This window comes from Trichocoleus sp. DQ-A2, from assembly GCF_039961915.1.
In the GTDB taxonomy this organism is placed as follows: Bacteria; Cyanobacteriota; Cyanobacteriia; order Cyanobacteriales; family FACHB-T130; genus FACHB-T130.
This window is the reverse complement of sequence record NZ_JAMPKD010000021.1, coordinates 74,211-90,820: the sequence shown is the minus strand read 5'-3', so window position 1 is coordinate 90,820 and position 16,610 is coordinate 74,211. Positions and strand designations below refer to the sequence as shown.

Here is a 16,610-nt window from a genome sequence, read left to right as displayed (position 1 = left end):
TTACGTCCTCTGCGCCTATGCGGTTTAAAAAAAGATGCGATCGCCTTCGCTGCACTAGCGCGTCTTTGCAGTTCAAATTATTAAATGCGATCGCTACCTTACCACCAATTCACCCAATCGCTTTAAGATACTCAGAACACTATATAACTCATTCCCTCGCCGATAAAGCGTAAATTCATCCGATAAGGCGTACTGGGGCGTGTCTTGCTTGGTGAGTTTTATAAATCTGAAATGACTGCCATTGCTGATAAAGCCAAATGTTGGTTTATTAGAATGAGGATTAGCTAACATATAAGCAAGTATTTGAGGTATCGCTATATCTAAAGAAAATAGCGGTCTTTTAGACTCGATAACTACCACCCATAGGTCACTTTGTAAAACTAAAATATCAATTTTCCCCTGCACTATAACTCCGTCTTCATCTTCATCTGAAATCGTTACAGATTTTTCTGTTTCAATTTCATAAGGTGGACGATAAAAACCAGCTAGTTTCAGCAATGGAGAAAGGACTACCATTTTTACTAAATCTTCTAGCATCGGGCGACGTTCGATTAAATGTAGATATTCCTCTTTGACTCCGTCTAAAAAATGCTGCTCCTCAGAGGTAATTTGAGGTAAATTATCTACCCATTCAGTAAAAAAATTATTATTTTTAGAAGGTAACAAACCAAATTCGCTTTCTAAACCTCGAAGGGTAATATCCTTAGCTTGAATAGTTTGAACCATACGGCTATTAGTTATCAGCGTTATTTTATGAATTAATTGTAGCGATTAATAACTAATAACGAAAATAGGGGTTTCTCGCTACTAACCAGAGAAACCCCTACTTGATGTCAGCCTAAATGGACTAGCCTTGTGAATAAGCTTCCATCGGGAGACAAGCGCAAACAAAATTGCGATCGCCAAAAGCATTATCAATGCGTCCGACAGTAGGCCAGAACTTGTGTTCTCTCGTCCACGGCGCAGGATAAGCAGCTTGTTCGCGGGAATAGGGATGATTCCACTCGGAAGTCATTAAAGCTTCTGCGGTGTGAGGGGCATTCTTCAAGACATTATCTTGAGCGTCCATCTTACCCGATTCAATTTCGGCAATTTCTTGACGAATTGAGATCATGGCATCGCAGAAACGATCCAGTTCTTCCTTTGATTCGCTTTCTGTGGGTTCTACCATCACCGTACCCGCTACAGGCCAAGAAACGGTAGGGGCGTGGAAACCATAGTCCATTAAGCGCTTGGCAATGTCATCCACTTCGATACCCGCAGACTTTTTAAGCGATCGCAAATCTAAAATACACTCGTGCGCCACCAAACCATTCTGCCCTTTGTACAAAACGGGATAGAAAGTTTCTAAGCGACGGGCAATATAGTTGGCATTGAGAATCGCTACTTTTGTCGCTTCTGTTAAGCCTGCCGACCCCATCATGGCGATGTACATCCAAGAAATGGGGAGGATGCTTGCACTCCCCCAAGGTGCGGCTGCAACGGCACCGATGCCTTGTTCGCCGCCAGTTGGGACAACCGAGTGCCCCGGTAAAAATGGCACGAGATGCGGCATTACCCCAATTGGCCCCATTCCTGGCCCACCGCCGCCGTGGGGGATACAGAAGGTTTTGTGCAGGTTTAAGTGACAAACATCTGCCCCAAAGTCTCCCGGACGGCACAAACCGACTTGGGCGTTCATATTCGCCCCGTCCATGTAAACTTGTCCGCCGTTGGCGTGGATGATATTGCAGATTTCTTTAATCGGTTCCTCAAAAACGCCGTGAGTCGAAGGATATGTCACCATCAAAGCGGCGAGTTCATTGCGATGCTTCTCAGCTTTCGCTTTGAGATCGTCCACATCAATATTGCCTCGATCGTCGCAAGCGATCGCGACCACTTTCATCCCACACATTACCGCACTGGCAGGATTTGTCCCGTGGGCTGATTGGGGAATCAGACAGACATTCCGATGTTCTTCCCCGCGACTTTCGTGATACTGACGAATCACTAACAGTCCCGCATATTCGCCTTGAGATCCGGCATTTGGTTGCAGAGAAATGCCCGCAAAGCCGGTGATTTCAGCTAACCACGCTTCAAGCTGCTGGAACAGAATTTGATAACCCCGCGTTTGCGAATGGGGGGCAAAAGGATGAATTTTGCCAAATTCTGCCCACGTTACCGGGATCATTTCCGCAGTCGCATTCAGCTTCATCGTGCATGAACCCAAGGGAATCATGGAAGTTGTCAGCGACAAGTCTTTTGCCTGTAGACGGTACAAGTAGCGCAATAACTCGGTTTCCGAGTGATAGCGGTTAAAGACTGGATGAGTTAAATAGCTGCTTTTACGGGCAAAGGGACCCTCTTTTAGGGACGGGGTTATGCCCTTACCCAACTCTTCCACCGTAAAGGGCAACTCATGCGTCCCGGCGAAAATTTCAAATAGGTCTTGCAAGTCCTGTACGGTCGTGGTTTCGTCCAAGCTGATTCCGACAGTATTTCCATCCAGAATCCGCAGATTAATCTGACGAGCTTGGGCATCTGCGAGAATGTCTTCGAGAGTGCGATCGCGTAATTCAACCCGCAACGTATCAAAAAATTGCTCTGCACCGATGCCGTACCCCAGCCGCTTCAATCCTGACGCCAGAATTCCCGTTAGCTGATGAATATTCTGGGCAATTTTTTTCAGTCCCGCTGACCCGTGGTAAACGGCATACATACTCGCCATCACCGCCAGGAGAACTTGCGCGGTACAAATATTACTGGTCGCTTTATCACGCCGGATATGCTGTTCGCGGGTTTGCAAAGCTAAACGCAGCGCTGGCTTGCCGTTAGCATCCTTGGAGACTCCGACGATCCGCCCCGGCACCTGCCGCTTATACTCTTCCTTGGTGGCAAAGTAGGCTGCATGAGGTCCCCCGTATCCGAGGGGGATTCCAAACCGCTGAGTGCTTCCTACCGCAATATCTGCGCCAAATTCTCCCGGTGGTGTCAGCAAAGTTAGGCTTAAGGGATCTGCTGCCACGGTGACTAAAGCACCCGCTGCATGAGCTTTTTCTACAAAACTCCGATAATCGTATATCGTGCCATCCGTGGCAGGATATTGCAGGATTGCCCCAAAAATTGCTTGCTCAAAATCAAAGTTCTGATGAGTGCCGACAATAACCTTAATGCCCAGCGGTCTCGCCCGTGTTTGCAATACTTCGATCGTTTGGGGATGGCAGGCGCTGGAGACAAAAAAGGCGTTTGCCTTGGTTTTACAGAGGCTATAACTCATCGTCATCGCTTCTGCGGCTGCGGTTGCTTCATCGAGTAAGGAAGCATTGGCAATTTCCAGACCTGTCAAGTCAATAATCATTGTCTGGAAATTCAGCAGTGCCTCTAGCCGCCCTTGGGCAATTTCTGGCTGATAGGGGGTGTAGGCGGTGTACCAGCCGGGGTTTTCTAAAATATTCCGTTGAATGACTGGCGGGGTAATGCAGCCGGAATAACCCATGCCAATCAATGAGCGAAACACCTGATTTTTGGAAGCGATCGCTTTCAATCGACTCAGCGCTGCGTACTCACTCTGGGCTGGGGGAAGCTGGAGCGAATCTGTTTTCGGAGTTGCTCCATTCAGAGAACGCGATCGCCGGATTGCCTGCGGTATCGTTTGGTCGATTAAGGCATCTAGGGTCGAGATCCCCAATACCTCAAGCATTTGCTGGACTTCATCCGGGCTAGGGCCGATATGTCTCTGTACAAAAGAAATCGGCTCTCCCATTTCTTCTAGCAGATGCTGACGGCTAGACTCGGTATGAGGGATAGAAATTACCACAGGTTGCTCTCCAGACGCGACTATTTCATATTTTGCAATAATTTTTCGGGGTCAGGCGCTGTAGAAACACCGATTTGCCGCGTCTCGAAGTTACCGCGATTTTAGATTTTAGATTTTGGAAGGAATTACCAATAGGACTTACGCAGAGATCCCCCGAAATCCCCCAATGCGTTGGGGGACTTTTCCGATTCCCCCGAATTTATCGGGGTAGTAGGGGGATCTAGGTTTCAAGCTTGCAGTGGGTAAGTCCCGAGCTACTCTCCTTCCACCTGCGAACGATACTCATCCGCCGATAAAGCTTCATCCAGCTCATCAGGGTCGTTAATCCGAACTTTTAAAAACCATCCTTCGCCGTAAGGATCTTCCGCCACGTGTTCCGGAGCTTCCACGATGGCAGTATTGCGTTCTATAACGGTTCCGCTGACTGGGGCATACATATCTTCAACGGCTTTCACCGATTCAATTGTCCCAAAACTCTCTCCCTTTGAGAGGGCGTCGCCGATTTCTGGCAAATCCAGAAATACAATATCGCCCAGCTGATCGATTGCAAAGGCGCTGATGCCAATTGTGGCAATTTCACCCTCCAGTCGCACATACTCGTGAGAATCCAGATATTTTAGGTCTTCAGGATATTCCAGAGCCATTGCACTTCCTTCCTCAAATACGCGCTCAAATAGCTTTAACCAGCCATTAAGTTTACAGCTTCAAACCGTAATATCAGAAACATTATGGATAAGAAAAAGCTTAAGCGCCTGCTTTTCGGTGAATTTTCTGTAAAAAGACTTATGCGCTCTGCCATCTTCATCTACGCTTTTCTTTGCTTCTACGCCTATTTCTTTTCCGATAGGATGATTTTTGTGCCCCAGCCGTCCAGCTATCGGGACAGTAACGAGATTCTCAAGCTAACCACAGCGGATGGCGTGCAAATCTCGGCAGCCTATCTGCCTAATCCCAATGCCACTTACACAATTTTATATAGTCACGGTAACGCCGAAGACTTATTTGATGTGCTATCGGTGCGTCAAGGTTTGCGGGACATGGGCTTTGCGGTCTTCGCCTACGATTATCGCGGCTACGGAACCAGTCAGGGAACGCCTACCGAGCGCAATTCTTATTGGGATATCGACGCTGCTTATACTTATCTGACTCAGCAGCTGGGTGTGCCACCGAATCGAATTATTGCCTATGGGCGTTCGGTGGGAAGTGGGCCAGCGGTGGATTTGGCTTCTCGTCAACCGCTTGCGGGTTTAATTGTGGAAAGTGCGTTTATTACAGCGTTTCGAGTGCTGACGCGCATCCCGATTGTGCCGTTTGATCGGTTCCGCAATCTCGACAAGATAAAAAAGGTGCGTTGCCCAGTCTTGGTCATGCACGGGAGACGGGATGAAGTGATTCCCTTTTGGCACGGGGAGCAACTTTTTGCGGCTGCTAACGAACCGAAGCGCTTTTTATGGGTGGATGAGGCAGGTCACAATGACTTTGGCTGGGTTGCGGCACAGCAGTCTGAGAAAGCTGTGCGGGAGTTTGCCCAGTTGGTAGAGCAGTTTCAGCGCAATCTGCCCAGAGGCTGAAGCCTGGGGATAGGGACACTTCCAGCAGGCTTGACTGAAAGAGCGATCGCTTGAAGCCGTGCAAATAACCTTGATTACTGACTCCCCGCCAAGTCTGCAACAACGCCCTCTAATCCCGCTACCACCCGCGCCAAACGGTCGTAATCAATTTTATCGGGGGTATCTTGTGAAGTGTGATAGTAGGGGTAACGGGAGGGTGCGGTGTCTGTGACGATGATGCCGGGATAACCTTGCTGCCAGAAAGACCATTGATCCGACCAGCCGACGCCGGGAATCCTTTCGGGGAGGGCGGCACCTTCGGAGGGGAACTTCGCATGACGACGGAAAGATGCGATCGCTTTCCTCAACAAATCAGCAGAGGTTGGGTTGCTCACAAAGGCAATAAAGTTACCCTGTGAGGGATAAAACAGGCTCAAAGGAAATGGGTATTTCTGGGTTCCTGGCTTGTCGGAGTAGTAGCCGATTGTTTCCAAACTGAGCATGGCAACAATATTGTCACCCGCGTTGCGGCAGCGTTTGGCATAAACAACGCTTCCCATCTCCGCAGTCTGGAAAAATGGCGGTTCCTCATTCACAAACTCAACGAAGCGCAGAGTTCGGGAAGTCTTTTTTCCAACAAAGGCACGCGCTAACTCTAGGACGGCTGCGGCACCCGTGCCGTTATCATTGGCACCGGGACTCCCAAATACAGAGTCATAGTGACCCCCTATCACCACAATCTCGTCGGCTCGATTTGTCCCAGCAATCTCGGCTTCTAGGTTGTAATAAGTGTTCTCAGCAATTTTGTATCCTTGGCGTTGAACTTTGTAGCCAGCATTGCTCAAAGATACTTCCAAGAAATCAGCCGCCGCCGCTAGATTCTTATAGTTCGAGAAGTTATGTTCTCCCAGTTCACCGGCAATCTTTTCCACATCTTGCCGGAGGGCATCTCGCAGCGTTTCCTCCTGGGGAGTCAGCAGCGGCAATGCAGCTTGGTAACTGACTCCGGGCATCCAAATCGATGTAAACCACGCCCAAGCGGCTACGCCCAGAAGAATGCCAATGATGGCAAGCCTAATTAATGCCGCCCGATTCACCAACCACCTTATCCATCCACCTCGCGCCATAAATTTACTTGCTGGGGAGACGGCTGGGGGAGCGATAAAAAGGTTTTTTAACGACAACGGCTGGATAAGCTTTGCCCCGGATTTCTACCTCCAATTCCTGACCAATCTGAGCCAGATTCGGAGGAACATAGGCGAGGGCGATGGGTTGCCCTACCGTTGGTGCTAAGGTGCCGCTGGTGACGACGCCGATGGCTTCACCTTTGGATAGCACCGGGTAGCCATGACGCGCAATAAAACGCCCTTGCATTTGCAGTCCGACTAAGCGTCGTTCTACGCCATTTGCCTTCTGTTTTTCTAAGACTGGACGTCCGATAAAATCGCCTTTCGTATCCAGATGAACCAGCCAACCCAATCCAGCTTCTAAAGGGGTGGTGCTTTCGTCCATATCTTGCCCGTAGAGGCCCATTGCCGCTTCCAGGCGCAAGGTGTCTCTGGAACCGAGTCCGCAGGGTACGACGCCAGCCGTAAAGAGACTGCGCCACAAGTCTACCCCCACTTCTGGGTCTACCATGACTTCAAATCCATCCTCTCCGGTGTACCCAGTCCGGGCGATGAAAGCTGGCTCATTCAAGACGGTTGCTTCCAAATGTCCAAATGCCTTAATCGGCGTCAGGTCTTCCTTGACAAATTCTTGAAGATATGCAATTGCTTGTGATCCCTGAACGGCAATCAAAACTTTTGCTAGGGAAAGATCCTCGAAATCAATTTGAGAAGATTCCAGTTGGGCAAACAGCCATGCTTTGTCTCTAGATCGAGTGGCGGCGTTGACAATCATTGCTCCCCGCTGCTCGCCGTCTGCATCTTCGCCCTGATAATAGAAGATAATGTCGTCCAAAATGCCGCCGTGAGAATTCAGCAGGACGGTGTACTGAGATTCACCAGCTTTCAGGCGGCTCAAATCTGAGGGAACGAGAGGCTGTAAGTACGAAATTAGCTGTTTCCCTTTGAAGGTAAATTTCCCCATGTGGGAGATATCGAACATTCCCGCTGTGGTGCGGACTGCCAAGTGTTCTTGTCCGATTCCGGTGTATTGTACGGGCATTTCCCAGCCGGAAAAGGCAGTCAATCGGGCTTTTTGTTCTAGGGCAAGTTCATATAGGGGAGTACGGGCAAGCGCCGTCTCTGGATGCAATTCTTCTGACTTAGCCACAGATAGTCATTCCGTCGCAGGTGGATATCTTTTATCCTACGGGATGCTTCTTGCTTGAGCAGTATAAAACGGCAGGTAGCGATCGCACTCTCTTGATGTGGTGATGCGATCGCGAAGCGCTGACTTGTCAGTTCGCACTCTCTTGATGTGGTGGATGCGATCGCGAAGCGCTGATTTGTCAGTTCGCGCTTTCACCCAGTGCTTCTAATTTTTGTAGCTTGGCGATTGGAAATCGCAGCTACACAGACGAAACCCGCCTTCGCGGGTTAAATAAAATTTATTAGTCCGCGTAGGCGGACTTTGTTGTTTGTATAGCCGCGAATTACATTCGCCAGGGTATATTGGGTTCCCAGGATGTCCCAGATGCGATCGCTCTCATCCTGGCGAATTATCCTCAGATTCTTCCATCATTGCTATCAATTGTGCCAATATTTGCTCACCCAAAGGATGCTCCCGCAACGCCTCTATATTAAACCGATTCTCCACATTTCTTGCCTCTAAAAAAATTGCAAAATTTCCTTTAAATTTCACCGTATTCGGATGATTATCTCCTAAGCTACGGTGACAAATTTCAATCGCTTGCAGCAACAATGGTTCCGCTTCGCCGTAGCATCCTTGACTATAGTAGAGACCAGCTAAGTTGTGGAGGTCGGTAGCAATTTGGGGATGGTCGGGGAGAAGACTTTTTTTATCGATGTCAAGTGCTTGCAGAAACAATGGTTCCGCTTCGCCGTAGCGTCCTTGAGATTTGTAGAGACTGGCTAAGTTGTTGAGATGGATGGCAATTTGAGGATGGTCGGGGGGAAGACTTTTTTTATCGATGTCAAGTGCTTGCAGAAACAATGGTTCCGCTTTGCTGTAGCGTCCTTGACTATAGTAGAGTCCCGCTAAGTTGTTGAGGTCGGTAGCAACTTGGGGATGGTTGGTGGGAAGACTTTTTTGAGCGATGTCAAGTGCTTGCAGAAGCAATGGTTCCGCTTCGCTGTAGCGTCCTTGACTATAGTAGAGACCAGATAAGTTGTTGAGATCGGTGGCAATTTGGGGATGGTCGGGGGGAAGACTTTTTTTATCGATGTCAAGTGATTGCAGAAGCAATGGTTCCGCTTCGCTGTAGCGTCCTTGATCAGAGTAGAGTAAAGCTAAGCTGTTGAGATGGATGACAATACTGGGATAATCGGGGTGAAGACTTTTTTGAGCGATGTCAAGTGCTTGCAGAAACAATGGTTCCGCTTCGCTGTAGCGTCCTTGACTTCGGTAGAGACCAGCTAAGCTGTTGAGATGGGTGGCAATTTGGGGATGGTTGAGGGGAAGACTTTTTTGAGCAATGTCAAGTGCTTGCAGAAACAATGGTTCCGCTTCGCTGTAGCGTCCTTGACTATAGTAGAGACCAGCTAAGTTGTTGAGACCGATGGCAATTTGGGGATGGTCGGCAGTCAAACTTTTTTGAGCGATGTCAAGTGCTTGCAGAAACAATGGTTCCGCTTCGCTGTAGCGTCCTTGACTATAGTAGAGACCAGCTAAGCTGTTGAGACTGGCGGCGACATCGGGATATTCTGCACCGAGGCGACTTTTAACTACTTCTACACACTGTTTTAACCAAGGTTCTGCCTGCTGATAAAATCCTTGACCATTATAGAACCTACCTAAGCCTGTGAAAGACCAAATTAAATCCTCATCGTTAATATATTCAATCAGATAGTTAGCCGCTTCTTCTATATGGGGAATTACCGGACTGAAATTGATAATATCTTCGCAAGTAGGCTGCTGAGGAATTTCCCTTGCCACTGCTACCATCAGCGCCGCAAATTGGCGTTTCAATTCCTCCGCTTCGGCTGACTTATTTAACTTCTGTTGGAAAAATTGTCGAATCAACGGATGCAAACGATAAGTTTCTTCCCCCAAGTGTTGTAACAAGTGCAAACTGATTAAATCGCTTAGCGCTTTTTCCCAGGTTTCTTGTTCTTCATCATCCTCTATCTCTAAAGATAGAGGAATCGGAGCCAAAGCATACAAACTCAGCCAAGCACCGATAGTTTGTGCATTATCATCCAACTGTTCCCAACTCAAATCAAAAGCTGCTGCCACCCCCAATTCATAACGCATTAACGGGTCAGCTTTCTGGATCGCTTCGTGTTCCAGTCGCTTTCTTTCCAATCGCGCCAGTAGTTTCTCCAGCAGCAAATTCGGCTGTTGATCCAGATATCTACCAACTAACTCTAACCCCAAAGGCAAATATCCCAACCATTCACAAAGTTTTCTCGCTACCCAAGCTTCGCGTTTTAGCCGTTCCCTGCCAATTATTGATTCTAATAACTTCATCGCCGCCAAAGGTTTCAGCACATCTAGCCGTAATTGCGGCAAAGATGACCCAAACTGAAATCTCGTCGTCAGCAATACTTTAAATCGAGATAATTCCGGCGGCGGCAAATAAGGCTTGACTTGTTGTTTGTAGTCGGTGACATCATCTAACACAATTAAAACATTGCCGGGATGCCATTTCTCCCAACAAAACTCCAATTGCTCCGTTAATTCCCAATCTTGCGGTGGGTCAATTTCAAATTTCAACTGGAAAAACCTAATAATGCCAGTTCCCGTATTTCCCTGTGCAGATAGCCAGCAAACGCCACCCGCGTAACTTGATAAATACTGTCTTGCATACTGAGTAGCGAGTTCCGTTTTACCCACGCCACCCATCCCAGCCACAGCAGCGATACCGACTTGCTTATTTTCCTGCAACAACTGGTGAACTTTTAACAATTCTTCAGTGCGTCCGACAAATTCTTTGGCACCGCTGGGAGGAATATTGTTAGCAACAGATTTTGATTCCCCTTCCACGGTTTTAAGGTCAGTAGATGTAGCGGTTAGGTCATGGATTTGCAGCTTAATCTTCTTAGCAATAACTTGAGATTTTGGCGGTCTTTTATTTTCCCACTCAATATCAAATTGCCTCAGATTCGCCTCTTTATGTTTGTGCCACAGCTTCAAAGTAAAGTGCCAATCTTCCGAACCTCTGATTGAGGTACGGTTATCTTCTAAAACTTTTAAATAATCTTCCAGACGTTTTAGCGCTTCCCGAACTTGCGCTTGGGTTAACTGACCTTCGTATTTGTCTTTTGCAGTTAGTTCTTCCAGATAGCGCCGCTTTGTCCTAATTACCAACTGCGTCTCGCTTTGCCAGTTGAAATCAATTCCGAGTTTATCGCCATCCTCAAATTCATCATCAACATAATCTAGCAACGCCTCAAACAGACGCTTCACCCGCGCCTTGACATCATCACCTAGAGAACGTCGCGCCATAGATTAAGTCCAAAAACTTTGCCACAAAGTTTGGGGATAACCCTAAACTTCCCACCTACCCCAAACTGCTTATCGCTTATTATAACGAGCTTTCAGCAGTTGCCCAGTCTGCTTTGCTTTCAGCTACAGCCCCAAAAATATCTTGCATTCAACCCCAATAAATACAGGTTGAATCAAGATGAAACTTTCCCCAAAGCAACGCCGAGACATTGTTCTATTTCTGATAGCAACAGTAATCGGACTATTCAACAACCCATTAGGTATAGTCCTTGATGTCTGCTTCCTAATCTGGCAACTGATGAAAAACGACGACGAATAAAAATGAGTTTTGTGGAGGACGCGATCGCCTTCTTCCCTCTCTTCCTTCGCGTCCTTTGCGTCTTTGCGGTTCATTAAAAAAACGCGATCGCCAAACCATTTCGCCCCTCTCAGTGAACGGAGAGGGGTTGGGGGTGAGGTTTATTCTTATGGAGCTAAGCGGATTCGAACCGCTGACCCCCTCAATGCCATTGAGGTGCTCTACCAACTGAGCTATAACCCCTTACGGTGCTTTATGATTATGCCTTAAAAATTGGTAAGTCGTCAAGTAGGACAGCAACTATAAATTAATAAAACGAGCAAGGGTTTTGAGCCAGATGGCTGATATAACCCATGTAGCTGTTCATCAGGAAATATACGACTAGCATAGCGGCTGCGGATAGCGCCACCAGGGTGCCAGCAAGCATTAAGGAGAACTCCTGTTGGTCGAAGGCTTCCTGCATCAGGTGCAGCGACCACGCCACCAGAGCCACATCAAAAATTAAAATACTAACTAACATAATTTACGTTTTGTAACACTTCCTTTATTCTAATATATACAACCGAACAGATTGATGCTACAAAGCCAAAGCCGCTTCTTCCAGAAGGAAGAAGTTTCGCCTTTACAAAAGCCGCACTGGCACCTGATGCTCTGCGAGATAGTTTTTAATTTCTGATACAGTGAGTTCTCCGTAATGCAGGAGGGAAGCCAGCAGGGCAGCTTCTGCTTTCCCTTCCGTTAAGGCGTCATAAATGTGACTCGTGTTACCAGCACCACCGGAGGCAATTACTGGAATTTGTACTTGTTCCGCTATGGTACGTGTAAGCTCTAAGTCATAGCCTGCTTTAGTTCCATCGGCGTCCATACTGGTGACGAGCAGTTCGCCCGCGCCGCGTTGCTCGACTTCTTGCGCCCAATTGATTGCATCAATGCCTGTGTTTTCCCGCCCACCCCGCACGTAAACATCCCAACCGGGATTGGTGGGGTCTTGCCGTTTCCGTGCATCAATTGCTACCACGATGCACTGGTTGCCGAAGCGATCGCTCGCCCGATCGATCAACTCTGGATCGCGTACCGCTGCCGAGTTAATGCTGACTTTGTCTGCGCCAGCCCTTAACAATTGTTTAATATTTTCTAAGGATTGAATTCCCCCACCCACAGTTAGAGGGATAAATACCTGCTCAGCGGTGCGGTATACCACATCCAGAATGATGCCCCGGTCTTCGTGAGTGGCAGTAATATCCAGAAACACCAACTCATCTGCACCCGCCTGATTATAAGCTTGTGCCAGTTCCACCGGATCGCCAGCATCCTGGAGATTGACAAAGTTAACCCCTTTGACAACTCGCCCTGCTTTCACATCTAAGCAAGGCAGTATTCTTTTTGCAAGCATGACAATCCTCTAGTTCCCCGATGTAATGATAATGAAAGCCTATACACTCTAGACCTTCTGTGTCTTCATGTCTTGGTATTGTTTTTAAAATAAATTTTTAATCATGGCGATAATTTCTTCTAAACAGCAGCCTCAAGAACCCAACGGGCAACCCCAGGAACGCCGAAAGCCAGCGGGACGCCGCAAATCTCAGCCAGAAGAGACGGTTGAAGAGTTATTACAGCCAACTGTCGCAATGGACGAAACCGAGAAGCAAGAAGAAGGTCTGCGACCCCAACGACTAGCTGAGTATATTGGGCAAAAAGACCTCAAGGGCGTTCTAGAAATTGCGATTCAAGCGGCAAAAGGCAGAGGCGAGTCGATGGATCACTTGCTGCTGTATGGTCCGCCGGGTTTAGGAAAAACCACAATGTCGTTGATTTTGGCGACGGAGATGGGAACCACTTGTAAAATCACCTCTGCACCCGCTTTAGAGCGTCCCCGCGATATTGTGGGGATACTAATGAGCCTAAAGCCGGGAGATATTATATTTATTGACGAAATCCACCGCTTGAGTCGGATGACGGAGGAATTGCTTTATCCGGCAATGGAGGATTTTCGATTAGATATTACGATTGGCAAGGGTCAAAGTGCGAAAACTCGCAGCTTGCCGCTACCGCCGTTTACGCTAGTGGGAGCAACGACGCGGGTAGGTTCGCTGTCGTCACCATTACGCGATCGCTTTGGTTTAATTCAACGGTTACGCTTTTATGAGTTGGATGAACTGATTTTGATTGTGCAGCGGACGGCTGAAGTGATCCAAGCCCCGGTTACGCCGGATGGTGCTGAAGAAATTGCGCGTCGTTCCCGTGGAACTCCCCGAATTGCCAATCGCCTTTTAAAACGGGTGCGAGATTTTGCTCAGGTAAAAAAAGTTGGGGAAATTACACAACCTATTGCAGTGGAAGCTTTGGAAGTCTTCGGTGTAGATCCGATGGGTTTAGATTGGGCAGATCGGTTGATGCTGACCGTCATGATAGAACAATTTAATGGGGGGCCTGTAGGCTTGGAAGCGATCGCCGCCGCGACTGGGGAAGATGCCCAAACAATTGAAGATGTCTATGAGCCGTATTTATTGCAGATTGGCTATTTGCACCGCACGCCTCGCGGTCGCATTGCCACTCCCGCAGCCCGAAAGCACTTAGGATATGATTCGTCATTATTCTAAGGATAATAAGCTAAAGACAAATGACGAATACAGCAGTAGTAGGATGGGCATTGCCTACGGATTATCGCAATTCTCGTTTGGATGCAGTACCGTTTAACCCCACCCCTGCCCCTCCCCGCAAGCGAGGAGGGGTTGAATACTGTCCTCCGCTTTTCGGTGAGTTGGGGATGAGGTGACGAAGTGTATATTGCAACAAAGGGAGAACCGCGATAACTTTCTGCTGGGCAGCGCCTATGCTACCAAAATCTAAAAGCCAAGATAATATGATTCGTTGGATTCTGACTTTACTGAGCATTCTGTTTATTACTGTTTCAACTGGGTTCATGAATGCGCCGCCAGCGATCGCCCAAGAACAACCTTCCACTTACACGGAAACTGAGTTGCAGGAAGGAGACGAACTAGCGGCTAAAGCATTTACTGCGACAAATGCCGGTGATTTTGTTACGGCTGAAGGGCTTTGGACACAACTGATTGAGCGATTTCCCGCTAATCCGGCTATTTGGAGCAATCGGGGAAATTCCAAGGTAAGCCAGAATAAATTGTCAGAGGCGATCGCTGACTTTAATAAATCTATTGAACTCGCCCCGAACGCCACCGATCCCTATCTGAATCGCGGTACGGCATTAGAAGGACAGGGAAAATATTTGGAAGCGATCGCTGATTACAATCGGGTACTGGAAATCGATCCCAAGGATGCAATGGCTTACAACAATCGGGGGAATGCCAAAGCAGGATTGGGTGAGTGGGAGGACGCGATCGCTGACTACAAAAAAGCCGCCGATCTCGCTCCTAATTTTGCGTTTGCCAGAGCCAATTATGCGATCGCTCTCTATCAAATGGGCGAACAAAAAGAAGCGATTCGCACTATGAAGAATATTGTTCGTAAATATCCCCAGTTTCCTGATATGCGAGCTGCCCTTACCGCTGCTCTCTGGGAACAGGGAAATCGGGGTGAAGCCGAAAGTAACTGGGTTGCCGTTGTCGGAATCGATCGCCGCTATAAAGATATTAACTGGGTAAAAAATGTCCGCCGTTGGCCTCCAGTCATGGTTGCCGCTTTAGAGAAATTTCTGAGTCTACAATAAAGGCGATTGCAACTACCCCTAAGGTTTGTGCCACAAATATCAGAAAACCGCCTTCTTTAAGAAAGCGGTTTTTTGATTGAGGAATTTTCCGTATAGAGTTTCTGTATAGAGATAGCGATCGCGTTTAGTGAGAAAGGGCGATCGCGGTTTTGATTCACTTCTAGGGATGACCTGGAAGCAAATCAAAACTTTTCTACAGTTCCAAGGTAATCTGCTTTGCCACGCTTCCCCCTCACCCTGCCAGGTAAAAAAGAATCACCCATTCAGGTTAGCGATCGCCTTTTCTAACAATCGATAGACGCCAGAGGAGCCATTAGAAAACTCAAAAGCTCGCAGAAAGAACTTTTACCTTTTGTGTGTCTACCCGATCCCCCCCATGACTGGGTGGAAGTAAAAAGCCAACGCCAAAATTGCATAAGCAGCCAATAGCAGCGTGCCTTCTAACCAGTTCGACTTGCCATCAGAACTAATCGAATTGGCAATGAGTACCGACACCGCCACTGCTACCAATTCAAACGGGTTGAAGTCCAAATCCATCGGTTTGTGCAACGCCCAACCCGTCAGAACGAGAACCGGAGCCACAAATAAGGCAATCTGCAAGCTAGAACCCACCGCCACTGAGATAGAAAGATCCATCTTATTTTTCATCGCTACGGTGACAGCGGTAGCGTGTTCGGCAGCATTGCCAATAATCGGAACCAGGATCACCCCTGTAAACAGCGCCGTCAGACCCAGTTGGGAGGTGGCTTCTTCCAAGGAGGAAACCAATAGTTCCGACTCCGCCGCAACCAGTAGTGTTGCGCCTAATAGCACTCCAATCCATAGGGGCAGGTTAACTTTATGTTCCGGATCTTCTGGAGCGAGATTTGACTCAGCTAACTCAGTGAGTATCTCCTGTTCTGCCACACCCGCATCGTAGAGATAGCTGTGGGTCTTCATCGAAAATAGCAGCGTCAACCCATAGACTCCGATTAATACTACGGCAACGGCGACCGAAAGTTGCTGGACGATGGCTTCATCAATCCCGGTGGAGGTATAGTCCATCGCGGTTGGTAACAGCATTGCAATCACTGCTAGGTTCATTGCCGAGGCATTTACCCCTGCCACCATTGGCTGAAATTCCTGCTCTTTGAAGCGCAAGCCCCCCAATAGCATGGAAAAGCCCATGACCAGGAGTAAGTTGCTGATAATAGAGCCGGTGATACTCGCTTTGACGACATCCACCAGCCCCGCGTTGAGGGCAACGAGGGAGATAATGAGTTCGGTGGCGTTACCAAAAGTAGCATTCAGCAGTCCTCCCAAGGAGGGGCCAAGAACAACCGCGATTTCCTCTGTGGCGGTGCCCATCCAAGCGGCAAGGGGAATGATCCCCAGACAAGCGGTGATGAAGACGACTGACGATCCCCATTCCAGAAAGTGGGCCGTAATGGAAATAGGGATAAACAACAAAAGAATGGAAAAAAGCGTGTTTAGAGACAGCATCCAAATTATTCGTATTTAGCTCGTGTCTAGGATAGCCGCTTGTTGAGTGTTCTGGCTTCTTTCAGTCTTTGAGTATGTAACAGAATATTTCTTTAGATGCAGGATTCCTTAAGCAAAGTTAATTTACTATTCATTTGCATGAAGTTAGTGTTCCAAGCATGGCAGCATTACGCTTGAATCATGTAAGTAACAAGTAACTATCCTGGCTTTTCAATTTTGTTCATT

General features: G+C 47.9%; 14 protein-coding genes and 1 tRNA gene. 4 read left to right on the top strand and 11 right to left on the bottom strand.

Translation table 11 applies throughout. The features are described from left to right. Window positions 1–93: 93 nt before the first annotated feature. From NC997_RS19990 to gcvH, 3 genes are all read right to left on the bottom strand, one after another. Window positions 94–726 (bottom strand): type I restriction enzyme HsdR N-terminal domain-containing protein, encoded by a 633-nt coding sequence (locus tag NC997_RS19990; RefSeq protein ID WP_190525187.1) that lies wholly within the window; start codon window positions 724–726, stop codon window positions 94–96. A gap of 121 nt (window positions 727–847) precedes the next feature. After that, entirely contained in the window at window positions 848–3,796 is a 2,949-nt protein-coding gene (gene gcvP, locus NC997_RS19985; RefSeq protein WP_190525185.1) for an aminomethyl-transferring glycine dehydrogenase, read from the bottom strand. Window positions 3,797–4,050: 254 nt separating this feature from the next. Next, on the bottom strand, window positions 4,051–4,440 hold the full coding sequence (gene gcvH, locus NC997_RS19980; protein WP_190410762.1) for a glycine cleavage system protein GcvH: 390 nt from the start codon (window positions 4,438–4,440) through the stop codon (window positions 4,051–4,053). Between the two features lie 84 nt (window positions 4,441–4,524). Between gcvH and NC997_RS19975 the strand changes: the two genes are divergently transcribed. Beyond that, complete coding sequence (locus NC997_RS19975; protein WP_190525183.1) at window positions 4,525–5,367, top strand: alpha/beta hydrolase; 843 nt, start codon at window positions 4,525–4,527, stop codon at window positions 5,365–5,367. A 74-nt stretch (window positions 5,368–5,441) separates the two neighbouring features. On the opposite strand, the gene NC997_RS19970 is transcribed toward NC997_RS19975, so the two are convergent. From NC997_RS19970 to hisF, 7 genes are all read right to left on the bottom strand, one after another. Continuing rightward, window positions 5,442–6,473 (bottom strand): M28 family peptidase, encoded by a 1,032-nt coding sequence (locus NC997_RS19970; protein WP_190525181.1) that lies wholly within the window; start codon window positions 6,471–6,473, stop codon window positions 5,442–5,444. 4 nt (window positions 6,474–6,477) lie between these two features. Continuing rightward, window positions 6,478–7,623, bottom strand: coding sequence for a glycine cleavage system aminomethyltransferase GcvT (gene gcvT, locus NC997_RS19965; RefSeq protein ID WP_347276047.1), 1,146 nt, complete (start codon window positions 7,621–7,623; stop codon window positions 6,478–6,480). A gap of 36 nt (window positions 7,624–7,659) precedes the next feature. Continuing rightward, window positions 7,660–7,818: a hypothetical protein gene (locus NC997_RS19960; protein WP_190525180.1), complete on the bottom strand. Its 159-nt coding sequence runs from the start codon at window positions 7,816–7,818 to the stop codon at window positions 7,660–7,662. Window positions 7,819–7,998: 180 nt separating this feature from the next. Beyond that, a complete protein-coding gene (locus NC997_RS19955) occupies window positions 7,999–10,920 on the bottom strand; it encodes a tetratricopeptide repeat protein (RefSeq protein ID WP_190525178.1) in 2,922 nt (973 codons plus the stop codon). 468 nt (window positions 10,921–11,388) lie between these two features. After that, a tRNA-Ala gene (locus NC997_RS19950) sits at window positions 11,389–11,461 on the bottom strand. Between the two features lie 64 nt (window positions 11,462–11,525). Then, complete coding sequence (locus NC997_RS19945) at window positions 11,526–11,738, bottom strand: hypothetical protein (protein ID WP_190525176.1); 213 nt, start codon at window positions 11,736–11,738, stop codon at window positions 11,526–11,528. 102 nt (window positions 11,739–11,840) lie between these two features. Continuing rightward, a complete protein-coding gene (hisF, locus tag NC997_RS19940) occupies window positions 11,841–12,611 on the bottom strand; it encodes an imidazole glycerol phosphate synthase subunit HisF (RefSeq protein ID WP_190432715.1) in 771 nt (256 codons plus the stop codon). Window positions 12,612–12,714: 103 nt separating this feature from the next. Here hisF and ruvB point away from each other — a divergent pair, with 103 nt between their 5' ends. The 3 genes from ruvB (at window position 12,715) to NC997_RS19925 (ending at window position 14,903) form a co-directional block, all read left to right on the top strand. Beyond that, entirely contained in the window at window positions 12,715–13,818 is a 1,104-nt protein-coding gene (gene ruvB, locus NC997_RS19935; RefSeq protein ID WP_190525174.1) for a Holliday junction branch migration DNA helicase RuvB, read from the top strand. A 20-nt stretch (window positions 13,819–13,838) separates the two neighbouring features. Next, window positions 13,839–13,994: a hypothetical protein gene (locus tag NC997_RS19930; protein ID WP_190410776.1), complete on the top strand. Its 156-nt coding sequence runs from the start codon at window positions 13,839–13,841 to the stop codon at window positions 13,992–13,994. Between the two features lie 87 nt (window positions 13,995–14,081). Beyond that, complete coding sequence (locus tag NC997_RS19925; RefSeq protein WP_190525172.1) at window positions 14,082–14,903, top strand: tetratricopeptide repeat protein; 822 nt, start codon at window positions 14,082–14,084, stop codon at window positions 14,901–14,903. A gap of 360 nt (window positions 14,904–15,263) precedes the next feature. Here the strand turns inward: NC997_RS19925 and cax are convergent, their stop codons facing one another. After that, the gene (gene cax, locus NC997_RS19920; RefSeq protein WP_190410779.1) at window positions 15,264–16,385 is read right to left on the bottom strand and encodes a calcium/proton exchanger; all 1,122 of its coding nucleotides are present in this window, start codon (window positions 16,383–16,385) and stop codon (window positions 15,264–15,266) included. Window positions 16,386–16,610: the final 225 nt, after the last annotated feature.

Bases quoted from the DNA above. Each gene is read 5' to 3' on its own strand.
- NC997_RS19990 (WP_190525187.1), bottom strand. From the start codon at position 726: ATGGTTCAAACTATTCAAGCTAAGGATATTACCCTTCGAGGTTTAGAA.
- gcvH (WP_190410762.1), bottom strand. From the start codon at position 4,440: ATGGCTCTGGAATATCCTGAAGACCTAAAATATCTGGATTCTCACGAG.
- NC997_RS19975 (WP_190525183.1), top strand. From the start codon at position 4,525: ATGGATAAGAAAAAGCTTAAGCGCCTGCTTTTCGGTGAATTTTCTGTA.
- NC997_RS19970 (WP_190525181.1), bottom strand. From the start codon at position 6,473: ATGGCGCGAGGTGGATGGATAAGGTGGTTGGTGAATCGGGCGGCATTA.
- NC997_RS19955 (WP_190525178.1), bottom strand. From the start codon at position 10,920: ATGGCGCGACGTTCTCTAGGTGATGATGTCAAGGCGCGGGTGAAGCGT.
- NC997_RS19945 (WP_190525176.1), bottom strand. From the start codon at position 11,738: ATGTTAGTTAGTATTTTAATTTTTGATGTGGCTCTGGTGGCGTGGTCG.
- hisF (WP_190432715.1), bottom strand. From the start codon at position 12,611: ATGCTTGCAAAAAGAATACTGCCTTGCTTAGATGTGAAAGCAGGGCGA.
- ruvB (WP_190525174.1), top strand. From the start codon at position 12,715: ATGGCGATAATTTCTTCTAAACAGCAGCCTCAAGAACCCAACGGGCAA.
- NC997_RS19930 (WP_190410776.1), top strand. From the start codon at position 13,839: ATGACGAATACAGCAGTAGTAGGATGGGCATTGCCTACGGATTATCGC.
- NC997_RS19925 (WP_190525172.1), top strand. From the start codon at position 14,082: ATGATTCGTTGGATTCTGACTTTACTGAGCATTCTGTTTATTACTGTT.
- cax (WP_190410779.1), bottom strand. From the start codon at position 16,385: ATGCTGTCTCTAAACACGCTTTTTTCCATTCTTTTGTTGTTTATCCCT.